At 71.9% G+C, this 13,895-nt stretch carries 12 protein-coding genes; 8 read left to right on the top strand and 4 right to left on the bottom strand.

Annotated features, from left to right (window positions below):
• Window positions 1-62 precede the first annotated feature (62 nt).
• The 4 genes from hemC to ABIC63_RS01800 are packed head-to-tail and all read left to right on the top strand — an operon-like array spanning window position 63 to window position 4,136.
• Window positions 63-974 carry a hydroxymethylbilane synthase gene (hemC, locus tag ABIC63_RS01815; protein WP_354318450.1) on the top strand — a complete coding sequence of 304 codons (912 nt, stop codon included), beginning with the start codon at window positions 63-65 and terminating at the stop codon, window positions 972-974.
• Between the two features lie 42 nt (window positions 975-1,016).
• Window positions 1,017-1,775, top strand: coding sequence for a uroporphyrinogen-III synthase (locus ABIC63_RS01810; RefSeq protein WP_354318449.1), 759 nt, complete (start codon window positions 1,017-1,019; stop codon window positions 1,773-1,775).
• The gene (locus ABIC63_RS01805) at window positions 1,772-2,857 is read left to right on the top strand and encodes a uroporphyrinogen-III C-methyltransferase (protein ID WP_354318448.1); all 1,086 of its coding nucleotides are present in this window, start codon (window positions 1,772-1,774) and stop codon (window positions 2,855-2,857) included. The genes ABIC63_RS01810 and ABIC63_RS01805 overlap by 4 nt, the downstream gene beginning before the upstream one ends.
• Before the next feature lie 4 nt (window positions 2,858-2,861).
• A complete protein-coding gene (locus ABIC63_RS01800) occupies window positions 2,862-4,136 on the top strand; it encodes a heme biosynthesis protein HemY (protein ID WP_354318447.1) in 1,275 nt (424 codons plus the stop codon).
• A 208-nt stretch (window positions 4,137-4,344) separates the two neighbouring features.
• Here ABIC63_RS01800 and ABIC63_RS01795 read toward each other — a convergent pair whose 3' ends face one another.
• The gene (locus ABIC63_RS01795; protein WP_354318446.1) at window positions 4,345-7,392 is read right to left on the bottom strand and encodes an Rne/Rng family ribonuclease; all 3,048 of its coding nucleotides are present in this window, start codon (window positions 7,390-7,392) and stop codon (window positions 4,345-4,347) included.
• A 570-nt stretch (window positions 7,393-7,962) separates the two neighbouring features.
• On the opposite strand from ABIC63_RS01795, the gene ABIC63_RS01790 reads away from it, so the two are divergent.
• From ABIC63_RS01790 to ABIC63_RS01775, 4 genes are all read left to right on the top strand, one after another.
• Window positions 7,963-9,021, top strand: coding sequence for an RluA family pseudouridine synthase (locus ABIC63_RS01790; RefSeq protein WP_476346131.1), 1,059 nt, complete (start codon window positions 7,963-7,965; stop codon window positions 9,019-9,021).
• Complete coding sequence (locus ABIC63_RS01785; protein WP_294366859.1) at window positions 9,008-9,688, top strand: HAD-IA family hydrolase; 681 nt, start codon at window positions 9,008-9,010, stop codon at window positions 9,686-9,688. Before ABIC63_RS01790 ends, ABIC63_RS01785 begins: the two co-directional genes overlap by 14 nt.
• Window positions 9,689-9,806: 118 nt before the next feature.
• Window positions 9,807-10,178 carry a Rieske (2Fe-2S) protein gene (locus tag ABIC63_RS01780; RefSeq protein ID WP_017760026.1) on the top strand — a complete coding sequence of 124 codons (372 nt, stop codon included), beginning with the start codon at window positions 9,807-9,809 and terminating at the stop codon, window positions 10,176-10,178.
• A 45-nt stretch (window positions 10,179-10,223) separates the two neighbouring features.
• Window positions 10,224-11,273, top strand: a complete 1,050-nt coding sequence (locus ABIC63_RS01775; RefSeq protein WP_234196049.1) for a S49 family peptidase — start codon at window positions 10,224-10,226, stop codon at window positions 11,271-11,273.
• 26 nt (window positions 11,274-11,299) lie between these two features.
• Here ABIC63_RS01775 and ABIC63_RS01770 read toward each other — a convergent pair whose 3' ends face one another.
• Genes ABIC63_RS01770 through ABIC63_RS01760 form a run of 3 tightly spaced genes read right to left on the bottom strand, consistent with a single transcriptional unit; the run spans window position 11,300 to window position 13,859 of the window.
• The gene (locus ABIC63_RS01770; protein WP_294366863.1) at window positions 11,300-12,478 is read right to left on the bottom strand and encodes an MFS transporter; all 1,179 of its coding nucleotides are present in this window, start codon (window positions 12,476-12,478) and stop codon (window positions 11,300-11,302) included.
• Window positions 12,475-13,281: an SAM-dependent methyltransferase gene (locus tag ABIC63_RS01765; RefSeq protein WP_354318445.1), complete on the bottom strand. Its 807-nt coding sequence runs from the start codon at window positions 13,279-13,281 to the stop codon at window positions 12,475-12,477. Before ABIC63_RS01765 ends, ABIC63_RS01770 begins: the two co-directional genes overlap by 4 nt.
• The gene (locus ABIC63_RS01760; RefSeq protein WP_294366867.1) at window positions 13,278-13,859 is read right to left on the bottom strand and encodes a Maf family nucleotide pyrophosphatase; all 582 of its coding nucleotides are present in this window, start codon (window positions 13,857-13,859) and stop codon (window positions 13,278-13,280) included. The genes ABIC63_RS01765 and ABIC63_RS01760 overlap by 4 nt, the downstream gene beginning before the upstream one ends.
• Window positions 13,860-13,895 lie beyond the last annotated feature (36 nt).

Raw genomic sequence — 13,895 nt, 5'->3', positions numbered from 1 at the left:
GTCGTTGCTGCGGCGCAACATGCTAGCATCCGCGACCCAGCAAACCACGCGGAGACCGCTCTGTGAGCCACATCGTGATCGCCACCCGCGAAAGCCGCCTTGCCCTGTGGCAGGCCGAGCATGTGCGGGACCTGCTGCAAGAACAGGGCCACACGGTCGAACTGCTGGGCATGACCACCCGCGGCGACCAGATCCTGGACCGCACGCTCAGCAAGGTCGGCGGCAAGGGCCTGTTCGTCAAGGAACTCGAGCTCGCGCTGGAAGAAGGCCGCGCCGACATCGCCGTCCATTCGCTCAAGGACGTGCCGATGGAACTGCCCGAAGGCTTCGAACTCGCGGCCGTTCTCGAACGCGAGGATGCGCGCGATGCCTTCGTCTCTCCCACGTACGCCCGGCTGGACGACCTGCCCGAGGGGGCCGTCATCGGCACCTCCAGCCTGCGGCGCACCGTGCTGCTGCGCGCACTGCGGCCCGACCTGCGCATCGAGCCGCTGCGCGGCAACCTCGACACCCGGCTGCGCAAACTGGATGAAGGGCACTATGCCGCGATCGTGCTGGCCGCTGCCGGTCTGATGCGCCTGGGCCTGGCCTCGCGCATCCGCACTGTCTTCGAGCCCGAACAGATGCTGCCGGCCGCTGGACAGGGAGCGCTGGGCATCGAGATCCGTGCCGACCGGCCCGACCTGCGCGACGCCCTGGCTCCGCTGGTCCACATGACCACCTGGCGCCGCGTGGCGGCCGAGCGCGCGGTGAGCCGGGCGATGGGCGGCAGCTGCTCCATGCCGCTGGCCGCCTTCGTGCAGGACCTCGGCGACGGGCGGCTGCATGTGCGTGCCGCCTGGGGCGATGCGGAGCAGCCAGGTGCGCTGGTGCGGGCCGAGCTGACCGATGTCGCCACCGACCTCGCTGCGGCCGAGGCCCTGGGCACCGAGGCGGCACGGCGTCTGCAGGCCGGCGGTGCCCGGCTCGGCTGAGCGGCACTGGCGCCCGCGGCCCGAGCGCTGTCCTGCCCTGCCATGACTGCGGCGCCGTCGCTGATCGTCACGCGGCCTGAGCCCGAGGCCACGCGCTGGACCGAGGCGCTGCGCGCGCGGGGCATCGATGCACACGCCTTGCCGCTGATCGAGATCGCGCCGCTCGCCGGTGCCATCGCCTGGCCTGTGGGCACGCCGCCGCAGGCCTTGATGTTCGTGAGCGCCGCCGCCGTGCGGCACTTCTACACCGCCCGGCCGCCCGAGGCCGTCGCCACCTGCCGTTGCTGGGCCACCGGCCCCGGCACGGCCCGCGCGCTGGCCGAAGCCGGTGTGGATGCGACCCGCATCGACCAGCCGCCCGCCGAAGGTCCCTTCGACTCGGAATCGCTGTGGGCCCGTGTCCATGACCAGGTCGGGCCGGGCGCCTGCGTCTGGCTGGTGCGCGGTGCCGATGCCCAGGACCGCGCCGCGGGCCGCGACTGGCTCTCGCGCCAGATCGAGGCCGCAGGGGGCGTGGCCGTGCAACTGCCCGTCTACCGTCGGCTGGCGCCCGTGCTCGGCGACGCGGGTGCCCGGATCGTGCAGGCCGGCACCGAGGGCGGGGCGACCTGGCTGTTCAGCAGCTCGGAGGCCGTGGGCAACCTGCGTGGCCTGGTGCCCCAGGCCGACTGGTCGCGCGCCGCAGCCCTGGCCACGCACGAGCGCATCGCCCAGGCCGCGCGCGATGCCGGCTTCGGCCTTGTCCGCGTGGTGCCGCCCGATCTGGACGCCGTGGCCGCGTCGATAGAATTCCCGCGATGAGCGCACCCCCCGCGACCGACGACACCGTCACCGATCCCGTCGCGCGACCCCTGGCCCCCGTTCCCCCATCTCCCGTGCCCGCCCCCGGCGCCGTGCTGGTGGTGCGGCTGGCCTTTGGCGCCATCACCCTCGCGGCGCTGGTCGCCATCGTCATGGCCGCCATGCTGTGGCAGAAGGTGGGCGGCATGCAGGAGCAACTGGCGCGCCAGAGCGCCGACGCCACGCGCCAGGCCACCGAGGCCCGTACCCTGGCCCGCGAGGCGCAGGAGACGGTGCGCGCCGCCGATGCCCGCGTGGCGCTGCTCGAAACCCGCCTGGCCGAGGTCAGCCTTCAGCGCGCACAGGTCGAAGAGGCGCTGCAGAGCCTGTCGCGCTCGCGCGACGAAAGCCTGTTGGTGGACATCGACGCCGCCCTGCGGCTGGCACTGGAACAGGCCCAGGCCACCGGCAACGTGCAGCCGCTGCTGGCCGCCTTGAAGGCCAGCGACCAGCGCATCGTGCGCGCCAGCCAGCCCCGGCTGCAGCCCGTGCAGCGGGCCATCCAGCGCGATGCCGACCGCATCCGCGCCACGGCCAGTGGCGACGGCGGCGAGGCCCTGTCGCGGCTCGACGACCTGCTCAAGGGCGTGGACGAACTGCCCGTCATGAACGCGCTGGCGCCGCGCGGCAACCGCGCCGCGAGCGACGGCTGGGCCAACGAGGCCGTGCCCGCCGACGCGCCCTGGTGGCAGCGCATCCTGCTGGCCGTGCGCAACGAGGTGCGCTCGCTGATCCGCGTCTCGCGCATCGACCGGCCCGAATCGGTGCTGCTCGCCCCCGACCAGACCTACTTCCTGCGCGAGAACCTCAAGCTCAAGCTGCTGAGCGCCCGGCTGGCCCTGCTGGCCGGCCAGGTGGCGCCGGCACGGGCCGAGCTGGCTGGCGTGACGGCCTCGCTCAACCGCTACTTCGACCCCGCCTCGCGCCGCGTGCAGGCCGCGGCCACGCAGCTGCAGCAGGTGCAGGCGCTGGTGCGCGCCGCCGAGCCGCCGCGCATCGACGACACCCTCACGGCCCTGGCCGCCGTGTCCGCGGGGCGCTGAGGTCATGCGCGCGGCCGTCTGGCTCCTGGTGCTCTTCGCGGTCGCGGCCGCGGTGGCGCTGTTCGCGGGCAACAACCAGGGCATCGTCACCGTCTTCTGGCCACCCACGCGGGTGGACCTGTCGCTCAACTTCGCGCTGCTGTTGCTGATCCTCGTGTTCATGCTGCTGTATGGCGCGTTGCGCGCGCTGCAGGCGCTGTTCTCGTTGCCCGTGCAGGCGCGCCAGTGGCGGTTGCAGCAGAAAGAGCGCAATCTGCACGCGGCCCTGCTGGACTCTGTGGTGCAGCTGCTGGCCGGCCGCTTCACCCGCGCGCGCAAGTCGGCGCTGGCGGCGCTGGCGCAGGAGCATGTGCTGGCCGGGCTGGACGCCCGGCTGCCCCAGTCGCAGCAGGTGCGGGTGTTGGCCCACCTGATGGCCGCCGAGAGTGCCCAGGCGCTGCAGGACCGCGCGGCGCGCGACGCCCATCTGCAGCATGCCCTGAACGAGGGCCGCGACCGCGGCGGCATGTCCGCCGAGACACGCGACGGCGTGCAGCTGCGCTCGGCCCGCTGGGCCCTGGAAGATCGCAATGCCGTGGCCGCGCTGGACCGCCTGGCCGAATTGCCGCAGGGCGTGCAGCGTCGCACGCTGGCACTGCGCCTGCGGCTGAAGGCCACGCGCCTGTCGGGCCGCACGCAAGATGCGCTCGACACTGCGCGTCTGCTGGCCAAGCACCGTGCCTTCTCGGAAGACGGTGCGCGCAGCATCGTGCGTGGCCTGGCGCTGGAACTGGTTGGCCAGGCGCACGACCCCGCCCAGTTGATGCGCGCCTGGAACGAACTGGACCCGGCCGAGCGCGCCATCCCCGAGGTGGCCATCCAGGCGGCCCAGCGCATGGTGGTGCTGCGCGGCGACCTTGCGATGGCGCGGGCCTGGCTGCTGCCGGTGTGGGAGCGCTCGCTGGCCCAGCCCGACGCGCTCAGCGACAGTCAGCGTGCCAAGCTCGTGCGTGCGCTGGAGGCGGGGCTCGACACGGTCGATCCCGAATGGCTGGCCCGCATCGAAGGCGCCCAGCGCGCCCAGCCGCGCGATGCGCACTTGCAGTACCTGGCCGGCATGGCCTGCATGAAGCGGCAGCTCTGGGGCAAGGCGCAGCAATTGCTGACCCAGGCCGGCTTGGGCCAGCAGGACGCGGAACTGCATCGCCGTGCCTGGGTAGCCGTTGCCCAGCTCGCCGAGCAGCGCGAGGATGCCGAGCAGGCCCTGATGGCCTGGAAGCGGGCCGCGCAAGGCGGCTGAAAGGCCAGGGCGCGTTCGAGGACAGCCGGTGTCTTCGGCCCCCGGCGGTGTCGTTCGGGCTCGGGTCCGGCATCTCCCGATGACCGGCCGACTCCCATGCAAAAGGCCCGTGGTTTGCGCCACGGGCCTTTTGCTTTGACGCAACCTGCAAGACAGGTCGGGCCTGGGCTGCCGGCCCGCCGCAGCGGGTCCGGCATGTTCCTTTCGATCAGGACACGGTTGCTGCCGGCTGGCTGCCGAGATCGGCCGCCTTCTCGAAGGGCAGCGTGATGGCGCCCAGGTCGCGACGGGTCTCGACCAGCACCAGCGGGCCTTCGTCCAGCACCACCACCGGCGGCCGCTCGCGCGGCACGTGGACCGGCTTGGGTTCGGCCGCGATGGCCGCCCGCACTTCGGCGATGCGGTCGGGGTTGGAGTTCACCCATTCGAGGCCGGCACCCTGGGCCACGGCGGCCAGTTCGTCGGCCGGCAGGGCGAAGGCGGTCACACGGGGCAGTGCGCCGCGGCCCGGTGCGGCCGCAGCAGGGGCCGGCGCCGGCGCCGGCACGGGCGCGATGGCCACGGGTGCAGCGGCGACGGCCGGCTCGGTCGCCGGTTCGGCGATCGGCGCGGCAGCGGTCAGGCCCGGCTCGACGGCGGATGCCAGCGGCGCGTCGGCCTCGTCGCGGACCGCCTCGCCGGCCTCACGCTCGCGCGAGGCGCGGTCGCGGCGATCACGGCCATAGCGGTCGCGGGAGCGGCGGCGCTCCTCGCCTTCGCGGCGCGGCGCCTGGTCGTCGCCCACCGCGGCGTCGGCCGCTTCGGCAACGGCGGCCGCCTCGGCCGGCGTCTGGTGCAGGGCTTCGGCCTCGGTCACTGCGGCTGGCAGGGCGTCGACCGGGCGCCGCTCGCGGCGGCCTTCACGCGGCGCCGGATCGCCGCCACGCGGTGCGTCCTCGCCCTCGGCAGCGGCGCCTTCGCGCGCCATGCCGTCGTCGCGGCGGCGTTCGCCGCGCTCGCCGCGTTCACGACGTTCGCCCTGGCGGCCGTTGCGCTCGCCACGCTCCCCACGCTCGCCGCGTTCACGGCGCTCTGCGGGCGCATCGCTGCCCTCGACCGTGCCGTCGACCGGCGCCTGCAGGGATTCGACCGGCGCGGCATCGCGACGCTCGCCACGGCCATTGCGGCGTTCGCGTTCGCCGCCTTCGCGCGGTGCGCGGCTTTCGCGGCCCGCGGTGTCGCCGTTGCGGGCTTCACGCGGCTCGCGGCCCTCGCGGGCGTCACGGCCTTCGCGCGGCTCGCGCCGGCCTTCGCCGTTCAGTGCCTCGCGGCGTTCACCACGCTCGCCTCGGTCGGCACGGCCTTCGCGGTTGCCACGGCCTTCACCGCGACCTTCGCCACCACGGCCTTCACCGCGGCCGTTGCGACCTCCGCGTTCGCCGCGGCGATTGCCGCCGCCTGGGCGTGCCGTTTCTTCCGCTGCCGGTGCCGGTGCAGGAGTCGGGGCGGCGATGGGCGCCGGCGCTGGCGTGGCGCCGAACAGGCCCTTGAGCCAGCCGAAGAAGCCGCGTTCGGCCGGTGCGGGCGCTGCCGGCGCCGGTGCTACCACGGGTGCGGCGGCAACGGGCGCCGGCGCCGCGGGCTTTTCCTCGCGCGCGGGCACGACAGGCGCCGGCGCATCCGGCAGCACACCCTTGATGACGGGGCTCTGGCGGTTGGTCGGCTCCTGCGAGCGGCGCGTGATGCGCGTCGGGTCCTCGACCTCGTCGGCCATGGTGTAGCTGGCACGCAGCTGATCCAGGCGCGGGTCGTCGTGCTTCATCCGCTCCAGCTTGTAGTTGGGCGTCTCCAGCGTCTTGTTCGGGATCATCAGCACGTTCACGCGCTGCTTGAGCTCGATCTTGGCGATCTCGGTGCGCTTCTCGTTCAGCAGGAAGGAGGCGACCTCCACCGGCACCTGCACGTGCACGGCGGCGGTGTTGTCCTTCATGGACTCTTCCTGAATGATGCGCAGGATCTGCAGCGCGCTCGACTCGGTGTCGCGGATGTGGCCGGAGCCGCCGCAGCGCGGGCAGGGGATCGACGAGCCTTCGGACAGCGCCGGCTTCAGGCGCTGGCGGCTCATCTCCATCAGGCCGAATTTGCTGATGGTGCCGAACTGTACGCGGGCGCGGTCCTGGCGCAGCGCGTCGCGCAGGCGGTTTTCGACCTCGCGGCGGTTCTTCGACTCGTCCATGTCGATGAAGTCGATGACGATCAGGCCGCCCAGGTCGCGCAGGCGCATCTGGCGGGCCACTTCGTCGGCGGCTTCGAGGTTGGTGCGGGTGGCCGTCTCCTCGATGTCGCCGCCCTTGATGGCGCGGGCCGAGTTGACGTCGATGGACACCAGCGCCTCGGTGTGGTCGATCACGATGGCGCCGCCGGACGGCAGCTGCACCGTTCGCGCGTAGGCCGACTCGATCTGGTGCTCGATCTGGAAGCGGCTGAACAGCGCGGCATCGTCGCGGTAGCGCTTCACGCGGGCGGCATGCTCGGGCATGACGTGCGCCATGAACTGCTGCGCCTGCTCGTAGATGTCGTCGGTGTCGATGAGGATGTCGCCGATGTCGTGATTGAAGTAGTCACGGATGGCGCGGATGACGAGCGACGATTCCTGGTAGATCAGGAAGGCGCCCTTGCCGCCCTTGGCGGCGCCGTCGATGGCGGTCCATAGCTTGAGCAGGTAGTTCAGGTCCCACTGGAGCTCGGGCGCGGTGCGGCCGATGCCGGCGGTGCGCGCGATGATGGACATGCCCTTGGGGTACTCGAGCTGGTCCATCGCCTCCTTGAGCTCGGCGCGGTCCTCGCCCTCGATGCGCCGGCTGACGCCGCCGCCGCGCGGGTTGTTGGGCATCAGCACCACGTAGCGGCCGGCCAGGCTGACGAAGGTGGTGAGGGCGGCGCCCTTGTTGCCGCGCTCTTCCTTCTCGACCTGGACCAGCAGTTCCTGGCCCTCGCGAATCGCATCCTGGATGCGCGCCTGGCTGGCGGAGACGCCTTCGGCGAAGTACTGCTTGGAGATTTCCTTGAAGGGCAGGAAGCCGTGGCGGTCTTCCCCGTAGTCGACGAAGCAGGCCTCCAGGCTGGGCTCGACGCGGGTGACGACGGCCTTGTAGATGTTGCCCTTGCGCTGCTCGCGCCCTTCGATCTCGATTTCGTAGTCGAGCAGCTTCTGCCCGTCCACGATCGCCAGGCGGCGTTCTTCGGCCTGCGTGGCGTTGATCAGCATCCGTTTCATGGGAGTGCGTGTCCTTGTTCGTGTGTGTCTTCACTGGCCCGGAAGGGGCCCACGATGCGCGGACGACGCGGCGAAACGACGGGACAGCGCCGTTCTCCTTTCCGCAGGTGTGCAGGCGGCACGCAGCCACCGGCCGGGCATCAGCCCGCAGGACGCAGCAGGGGAGGGGGCGCGAGGATAGGCGCGAGACCGATCTGCCGCCGGCCGGACATCTTGGGGACGTCGGGCGGCTGGGCAGGCACCGAGGTGGCGGGCGCTGGATGCATGGGCGTTGCCACCGGCATCAGCCAGCGCAGACACATACGGAGCAGCCACATCAGCAGCACAAGGGGGTCTCGCATCGATCCGCCGTCCGGCGCCCGTCTCTGGAAGAACAGGCCGCCGGCCGGCAAGGGGGGAATCCGTCTCGGGGTTTCGTCGGCGTCGGCTCGCCTTGCGCATCCGGCGCCGCCCGTGGCCTGGTGGGCGCGGGGCCGGCGATGGTGGACCACGCAAGTGGCATCGACCTCCAGCGCTTCCGGCGGGTGCTCTAAACTTCTCGTTCGAATAAGCACTGACCGAGCCGCGCTGGTGACAAATATTATAGGTCTTAAGCCCGGCCCCAAAGAGCGTCCGGCGCGGGCGCCGGCCCCCGAAGTCCGGTTGGTGACGGTGGACGCCGAGTCCGCCGGCCAACGCCTGGACAACTTTCTTTTCCGTCACCTCAAAGGCGTGCCCAAGACGCATGTCTACCGCATCATCCGTTCGGGTGAGGTGCGGGTGAACAAGGGCCGCGTGCAGGCCGACTCCCGGGTGGAAGAGGGCGACGTGGTGCGCCTGCCGCCGGTCCGGGTGACGGCGGCCCCTGCGCCTTACGCACCGACCGCGCCGGCCCGCGACTTCGATCTGCTGATGGAGGACGAGGTGCTGCTGGCCGTCAACAAGCCTGCCGGCACGGCCGTGCACGGGGGCAGCGGCGTGAGCTTCGGCGTGATCGAACAACTGCGCGCCGCCCGGCCGACGGCGCGCTTCCTCGAGCTCGTGCACCGGCTGGACCGCGAGACATCCGGCATCCTGCTGGTTGCCAAGCGGCGCAGCGCGCTCACGGCGCTGCAGGCGCAGTTCCGCACCCGCGAGACGGGCAAGACCTACTTGGCCCTGGTGGACGGCGACTGGCCGGCCCGCCGCAAGGTGCTCGACGCTCCGCTCGCCCGCTACCTGCTGCCGCCCAAGGACGGCGCCGCCGAGGGCGAACGCCGCGTGAAGGTGGTGGACAAGGACCATCCCGACGCCATGCGCGCCCTCACGCTGGTGCGCGTGCTGGCCCGCGTGCAGCTGCCCGGCGACGACGCGCCGATGAGCCTGCTGGCCGTGACCATCAAGACAGGCCGCACTCACCAGATCCGCGTGCACCTGGCGCATGAGGGCCATCCCATTGCCGGTGACGACAAGTACGGCGACTTCGAGCGTCGCCGTACGCTGGCGCGGCTGGGCCTGCGCCGCATGTTCCTGCATGCCTGGCGGCTGCGCTTCCAGCATCCCGTCTCCGAGGCGCCCGTGGCGCTGCAGGCGGCGCTTCCCGACGAACTGGCGCAGCTGCTGCCGCCGCAGGCGCTCGTCGCCCTGACCGATCCCCATGACGAACACTGACACGCCCGCGGCCAGCCGCCGCTTCGACCTGATCGCCTTCGACTGGGACGGCACGCTGTACGACTCCACCGCGGTCATCGTGCGTTGCATCCAGGAGGCGGTGGTCGACGTCGGCGGCCGCCGGCCCAGCGATCAGGACGCGGCCTGGGTCATCGGCCTGGGCCTGGCCGAGGCGCTGGCCCGCGCCGCGCCAGACGTGCCGCCCGAGAAGTACCGCGAGTTGGGCGAGCGCTACCGCTTCCACTATTTGCGCCACCAGGACGACCTCGTGCTCTTCGATGGGGTGCTCCCGTTGCTCGACGCGCTGGCCGCGCGCGGCCACAAGCTGGCGGTGGCCACCGGCAAGTCGCGCCGGGGACTGGACCAGGCGCTTCATACCGTCGCGCTGCGCCATCGCTTCGATGCCTCGCGCACGGCCGACGAGACCTTCGGCAAGCCGCATCCGCGCATGCTGCTCGAACTGATGGACGAACTGGACGTGACGTCCGAGCGCACGCTGATGATCGGCGACACGGTGCACGACCTGCAGTTGGCACGCAATGCCGGCTGCGCCAGCGTGGGCGTGGGCTATGGCGCCCATTCGACCGAGGGCTTCGAGGCGCTGGGGCCGTTGCATGTGGCCCATTCCGTGGCGGAGCTGACCGACTGGCTTCTGCGGCACGGCTGAGGCCGCCCAGCCCCTGGCCGCGCCGGGGGCACTTGCCGGCGCCGCCGGGCGGTGGCCGGTGTGGCGCCGCGGCAACCCCCGATACGGCATCCGGGGCGTTCTTTGGTACGCTGCCCAAGTGGCCGACGACGCCCCCATTCCCCTGTGCCGCAGCGCCGACCTGACCGATGGTGGGCTGGCGGTGTCATTCGACGTCATCTATGGCGGCCAGACTTGCCGGGCCTTTGCCATCCGCTGGCAAGGTCGGCCGCATGCCTACCTGAACCGTTGCACCCATGTCGCCATGGAAATGGACTACCAGGAGGGACGCTTCTTCGATGACACCGGCCGCTGGCTGCTGTGCGCCACCCATGGCGCGGCCTATGCGCCCGACACCGGCGCCTGTGCCGGCGGGCCCTGCCGCGGCGGGCTGGTGCGCATCGAGCTCAGCGAAATCGAGGGCGTGGTGCACTGGCATACTGCCTGGAACCTGCGCCCGTTCACCTTCTGAACCCGAGCCTGCATTGATCATCACGGCTCGACGGCCTTCCGCATCATGAGTCCTCCCGACCGCCTGGAACCCTCCGGCTTCGAGCCTTTCGAGCCCAAGCCCGCGCCCTTGAACGAATCCGCAGCCCCTGCACCCACTTCCGTGAAAAACGATCCGACCTCCGCGCCCGGTTGGGAGCGCGCCACCTTGGAAAAACTCGCCTTCGCCTCGTTGAAGGAGCAGCGCGCCGCACGCCGCTGGAAGACCTTCGTCCGCCTGGCCTGGCTGGTGTTCTTCATTGCGCTGGCCTGGATGGCCCTGAGCCGCGCAGCGCCCAGCACAGCCACCACCACCGCCCACACCGCCGTGGTGAGCATCCGCGGGGAGATCGCCGACGGCGCAGACGCCAGTGCCGAATTCATCATCGCTTCGCTCAAGAGCGCCCTCGAGGATCCGGGTTCCAAGGGCGTCGTGCTGCTGATCAACTCGCCCGGCGGCAGCCCGGTGCAGGCCGGCATCATCCATGACGAGATCAAGCGCCTGCGCGCCAAATACGGCAAGCCGATCTACGCCGTGGTCGAGGAAAGCTGTGCCTCGGCGGCTTATTACATCGCCGCCGCCGCCGACAAGATCTATGTGGACAAGGCCAGCCTCGTCGGCAGCATCGGCGTGCTGATGGACGGGTTCGGCTTCACCGGCACGATGGAGAAGCTGGGCGTCGAGCGCCGGCTGCTTACCGCTGGCGAGAACAAGGGGTTCCTCGATCCGTTCAGCCCCATGAGCGATGCCCAGCGCGCCCACGCCCAGCGCATGCTCGACCAGATCCATGCGCAGTTCATCGATGTGGTCAAGAAGGGCCGGGGCGACCGACTCAAGCTCGACACGCCCGGCCTGTTCAGCGGCCTGTTCTGGACCGGCCAGGAGGCCGTGGACCTGGGCTTGGCCGACCAGCTTGGCAGCATCGACTACGTGGCGCGCGACGTGATCCAGGCCGAGGACGTGGTCGACTACACCCGCCGCGACAACGTGGCCGAGCGCCTGGCCAAGAAGTTCGGTGCGGCCTTTGCCGATGTGGCGGTGCACGCCACCCTGCGCGCCGCGCCTTCGGTGCGCTGAGCCGGCGCAGCGGCGATGCCGCTTCTTCAGCGGGCGGTGCCGCGTGCCGCGAGCGGCGCCGAAACCGCCAGTGCCAGCGCGAACAGCACCACCACCGAGAGGGCGTGGGTCAGCGAACTGGCGCCGGCGATGAGGCCGATGACGGGTGGTCCCGCCATGAATCCCAGGTAGGCGGCCGCAGAGACGGCCGCGATCCCCCGCGCGGGCTCCACGCCCGGGACGCGGGCTGCGGCTGCAAAAAGCAGCGGCACCACATTCGCGAAGCCCAGTCCGACGCCTGCGAAGGCGGCCAGCGCCACCCAGGGCGAATGCGTGAGCAGGCCGACCGTCATGGAGGCGGCGGCCAGCAGGGCGCTTCCTGCCAGCAGCCGCGTCGACGGGACGCGGGCCCGCAAGGCATCGCCGCCAAAGCGCGCCGCGGCCATGGCCGCCGAGAAGCTGGCGTAGGCGAGGGCGGCCTGCTGCTGCGGGCTGCCGAGTTCCTGCTGCAGGTACAGCACGCTCCAGTCGTACATCGCGCCTTCGGCCACCAGGCCCAGGGCCGCCAGCAGGCCAAGGACGAGCAGCGGGCCGCCCGCATCGCGCAGGCCACCGCCTTCATCTGCGCTGGCGGAGGCCGTGTGCGAGGCGGGGAGCATGCGCGTCGCTGCCACGCCGATGGCGAGCGCCATCGCCCCGGCGACGACCGCCAGGTGGGTGACGGGCGGCCAGCCGGCCGCGAGCAGCGCGGCGCCGCTGCTGGCGCCCGCCATGCCGCCCAGGCTGAACATGCCATGCATGCCGCTCATGCGTGGCACGCCTTCGGCCAGTTCGATGGCGGCGGCCTCGGTGTTGATCGCGACGTCGAACACGCTGGTGAGCAGGCCGAACACGGCCAGCAGCGCGAGCAGGGCGGCATAGCCTGGCATGGCCAGCAGCAAGGCGAGCAGCAGCGCATAGCAGCAGCCGGCTGCGCCGGCGATGCGATTGGCGCCGTGGCGGCCGATCCAGCGGCCGGCGCGCGCAAGGCCGAGCAGCGCCCCCGCGCCAGCGGCCAGCATCGCGAGGCCCAGCGCTGCCTCGTCGATGCCGTAGTGCGCCTTGACGGTGGGAATGTGCACGCCCCAGGTGGCGAAGATGAAGCCGGAGCAGAAGAACTGCGTGCGCGCCGCCCAGCGGGCGGCGGGCAGGCGGGCTGCCGGTTGAATCAGCGGTGGCGCACTCATCGGCCGAACGCGAAGACCGCCGGCAGCTTGCCCAGGGCGCGCTCGGGCAGGGCTCGCCAGGCCTTCACGCTGCGGCTGCTGATCTGCGCCTGCGGCAGGGTGAGTCCCGAGGCCACGGCCAGGCGCGTGTTCGGCTGTAGCGTCTGCACCAGGGCCTGGAGCACGGCCTCGTTGCGGTAGGGCGTCTCGATGACGATCTGCGTCTGGCCGCGCTTGAGGGCCAGGCCCTCCAGGTCGCGGATGCGCTGGCGCCGGGCCTCGGCGTCCTGGGGCAGATAGCCGGTGAAGGCGAAGTCCTGGCCGCCCAGCCCGCTCGCGGCCAGCGCCAGCAGCAGGGACACGGGCCCGACCAGCGGCACCACCGGCGCGCCCAGGTCGTGGGCCGCGCGCACCACGGACGAACCGGGATCGGCCACGGCCGGCATGCCGGCCTCGCTCAGCAGCCCGACGTCGTGGCCGGCCTGCAGGTCGACCAGCAGGCCGCGGGCGTCGAAGCCGCCGCCATGGTCGCCCTTCTTGTGCACTTCGCGGGGCAGCTCCCGGATCGACATCTGCTGGATCGGCACGGTGAGCGGCGCCACGCTGTCGATGCGCTTGAGCAGGGCTCGGGCGCTCTTGGCGTTCTCGCAGACCCAGTGGCCGAGGCCGGCGGCCGCGCGCAGGGTGGCGGCGGGCAGGCCGTCCTCGACCGGCACCTGGGTCTCGCAGCCGAAGTCCAGAGGGGCGGGCACCAGATAGAGCGTGCCGGGGCGCGGGTGTCCGTCGGGTGGAAGGGCGTGGGCTGGCGTGGAGGATTCGCTCACAGCAGTTCCACTCCCGCGGCACGCAGCATGCGGCAGGTGCGGATCAGCGGCAGGCCCACCAGCGCCGTCGGATCGTCGTTGTCGATGGCGTCGAGCAGCGCGATGCCCAGGCCCTCGCTCTTGGCGCTGCCGGCGCAGTCGTAGGGCTGCTCGGCACGCAGGTAGTGTTCGATGGCGGCGTCGCTGAGCGTGCGGAAGGTGACGCGCACGGGCGCCAGGTCCTGCTGCACGAAGCCCGTGCGCCGGCAGACCACGGCCAGCGCGGTCTGGAAGACCAGGGTGCGGCCGCTCATCCGGCGCAGTTGGGCGGTGGCGCGCTCGTGGTCGCCGGGCTTGCCCAGCGGCTCCCCGTCGAGGTCCGCGACCTGGTCGGAGCCGATCACGATGGCCTCGGGAAATCGCTCGGCCACCGCGCGGGCCTTGGCCAGCGCCAGGCGGGCGGCGAGTGCGGCGGGCGCCTCGCCGGGGTGGGGTGTTTCATCCACCTCGGGCGGCTGGACATCGAAGGGCAGGCGAAGCCGCGACAGCATTTCGCGGCGGTAGCGGGACGTGGACCCGAGGATGACGGTGCGTTGCATGCGCGGATTCTCTGCGAGCCTTCGGGGGTGGCGGGT

Origin of the sequence: Pseudacidovorax sp. 1753 (genome assembly GCF_040544975.1) — a bacterium.
Classification (GTDB): Bacteria; Pseudomonadota; Gammaproteobacteria; order Burkholderiales; family Burkholderiaceae_C; genus Xenophilus.
This window is presented reverse-complemented; position numbering and strand designations above follow the sequence as displayed.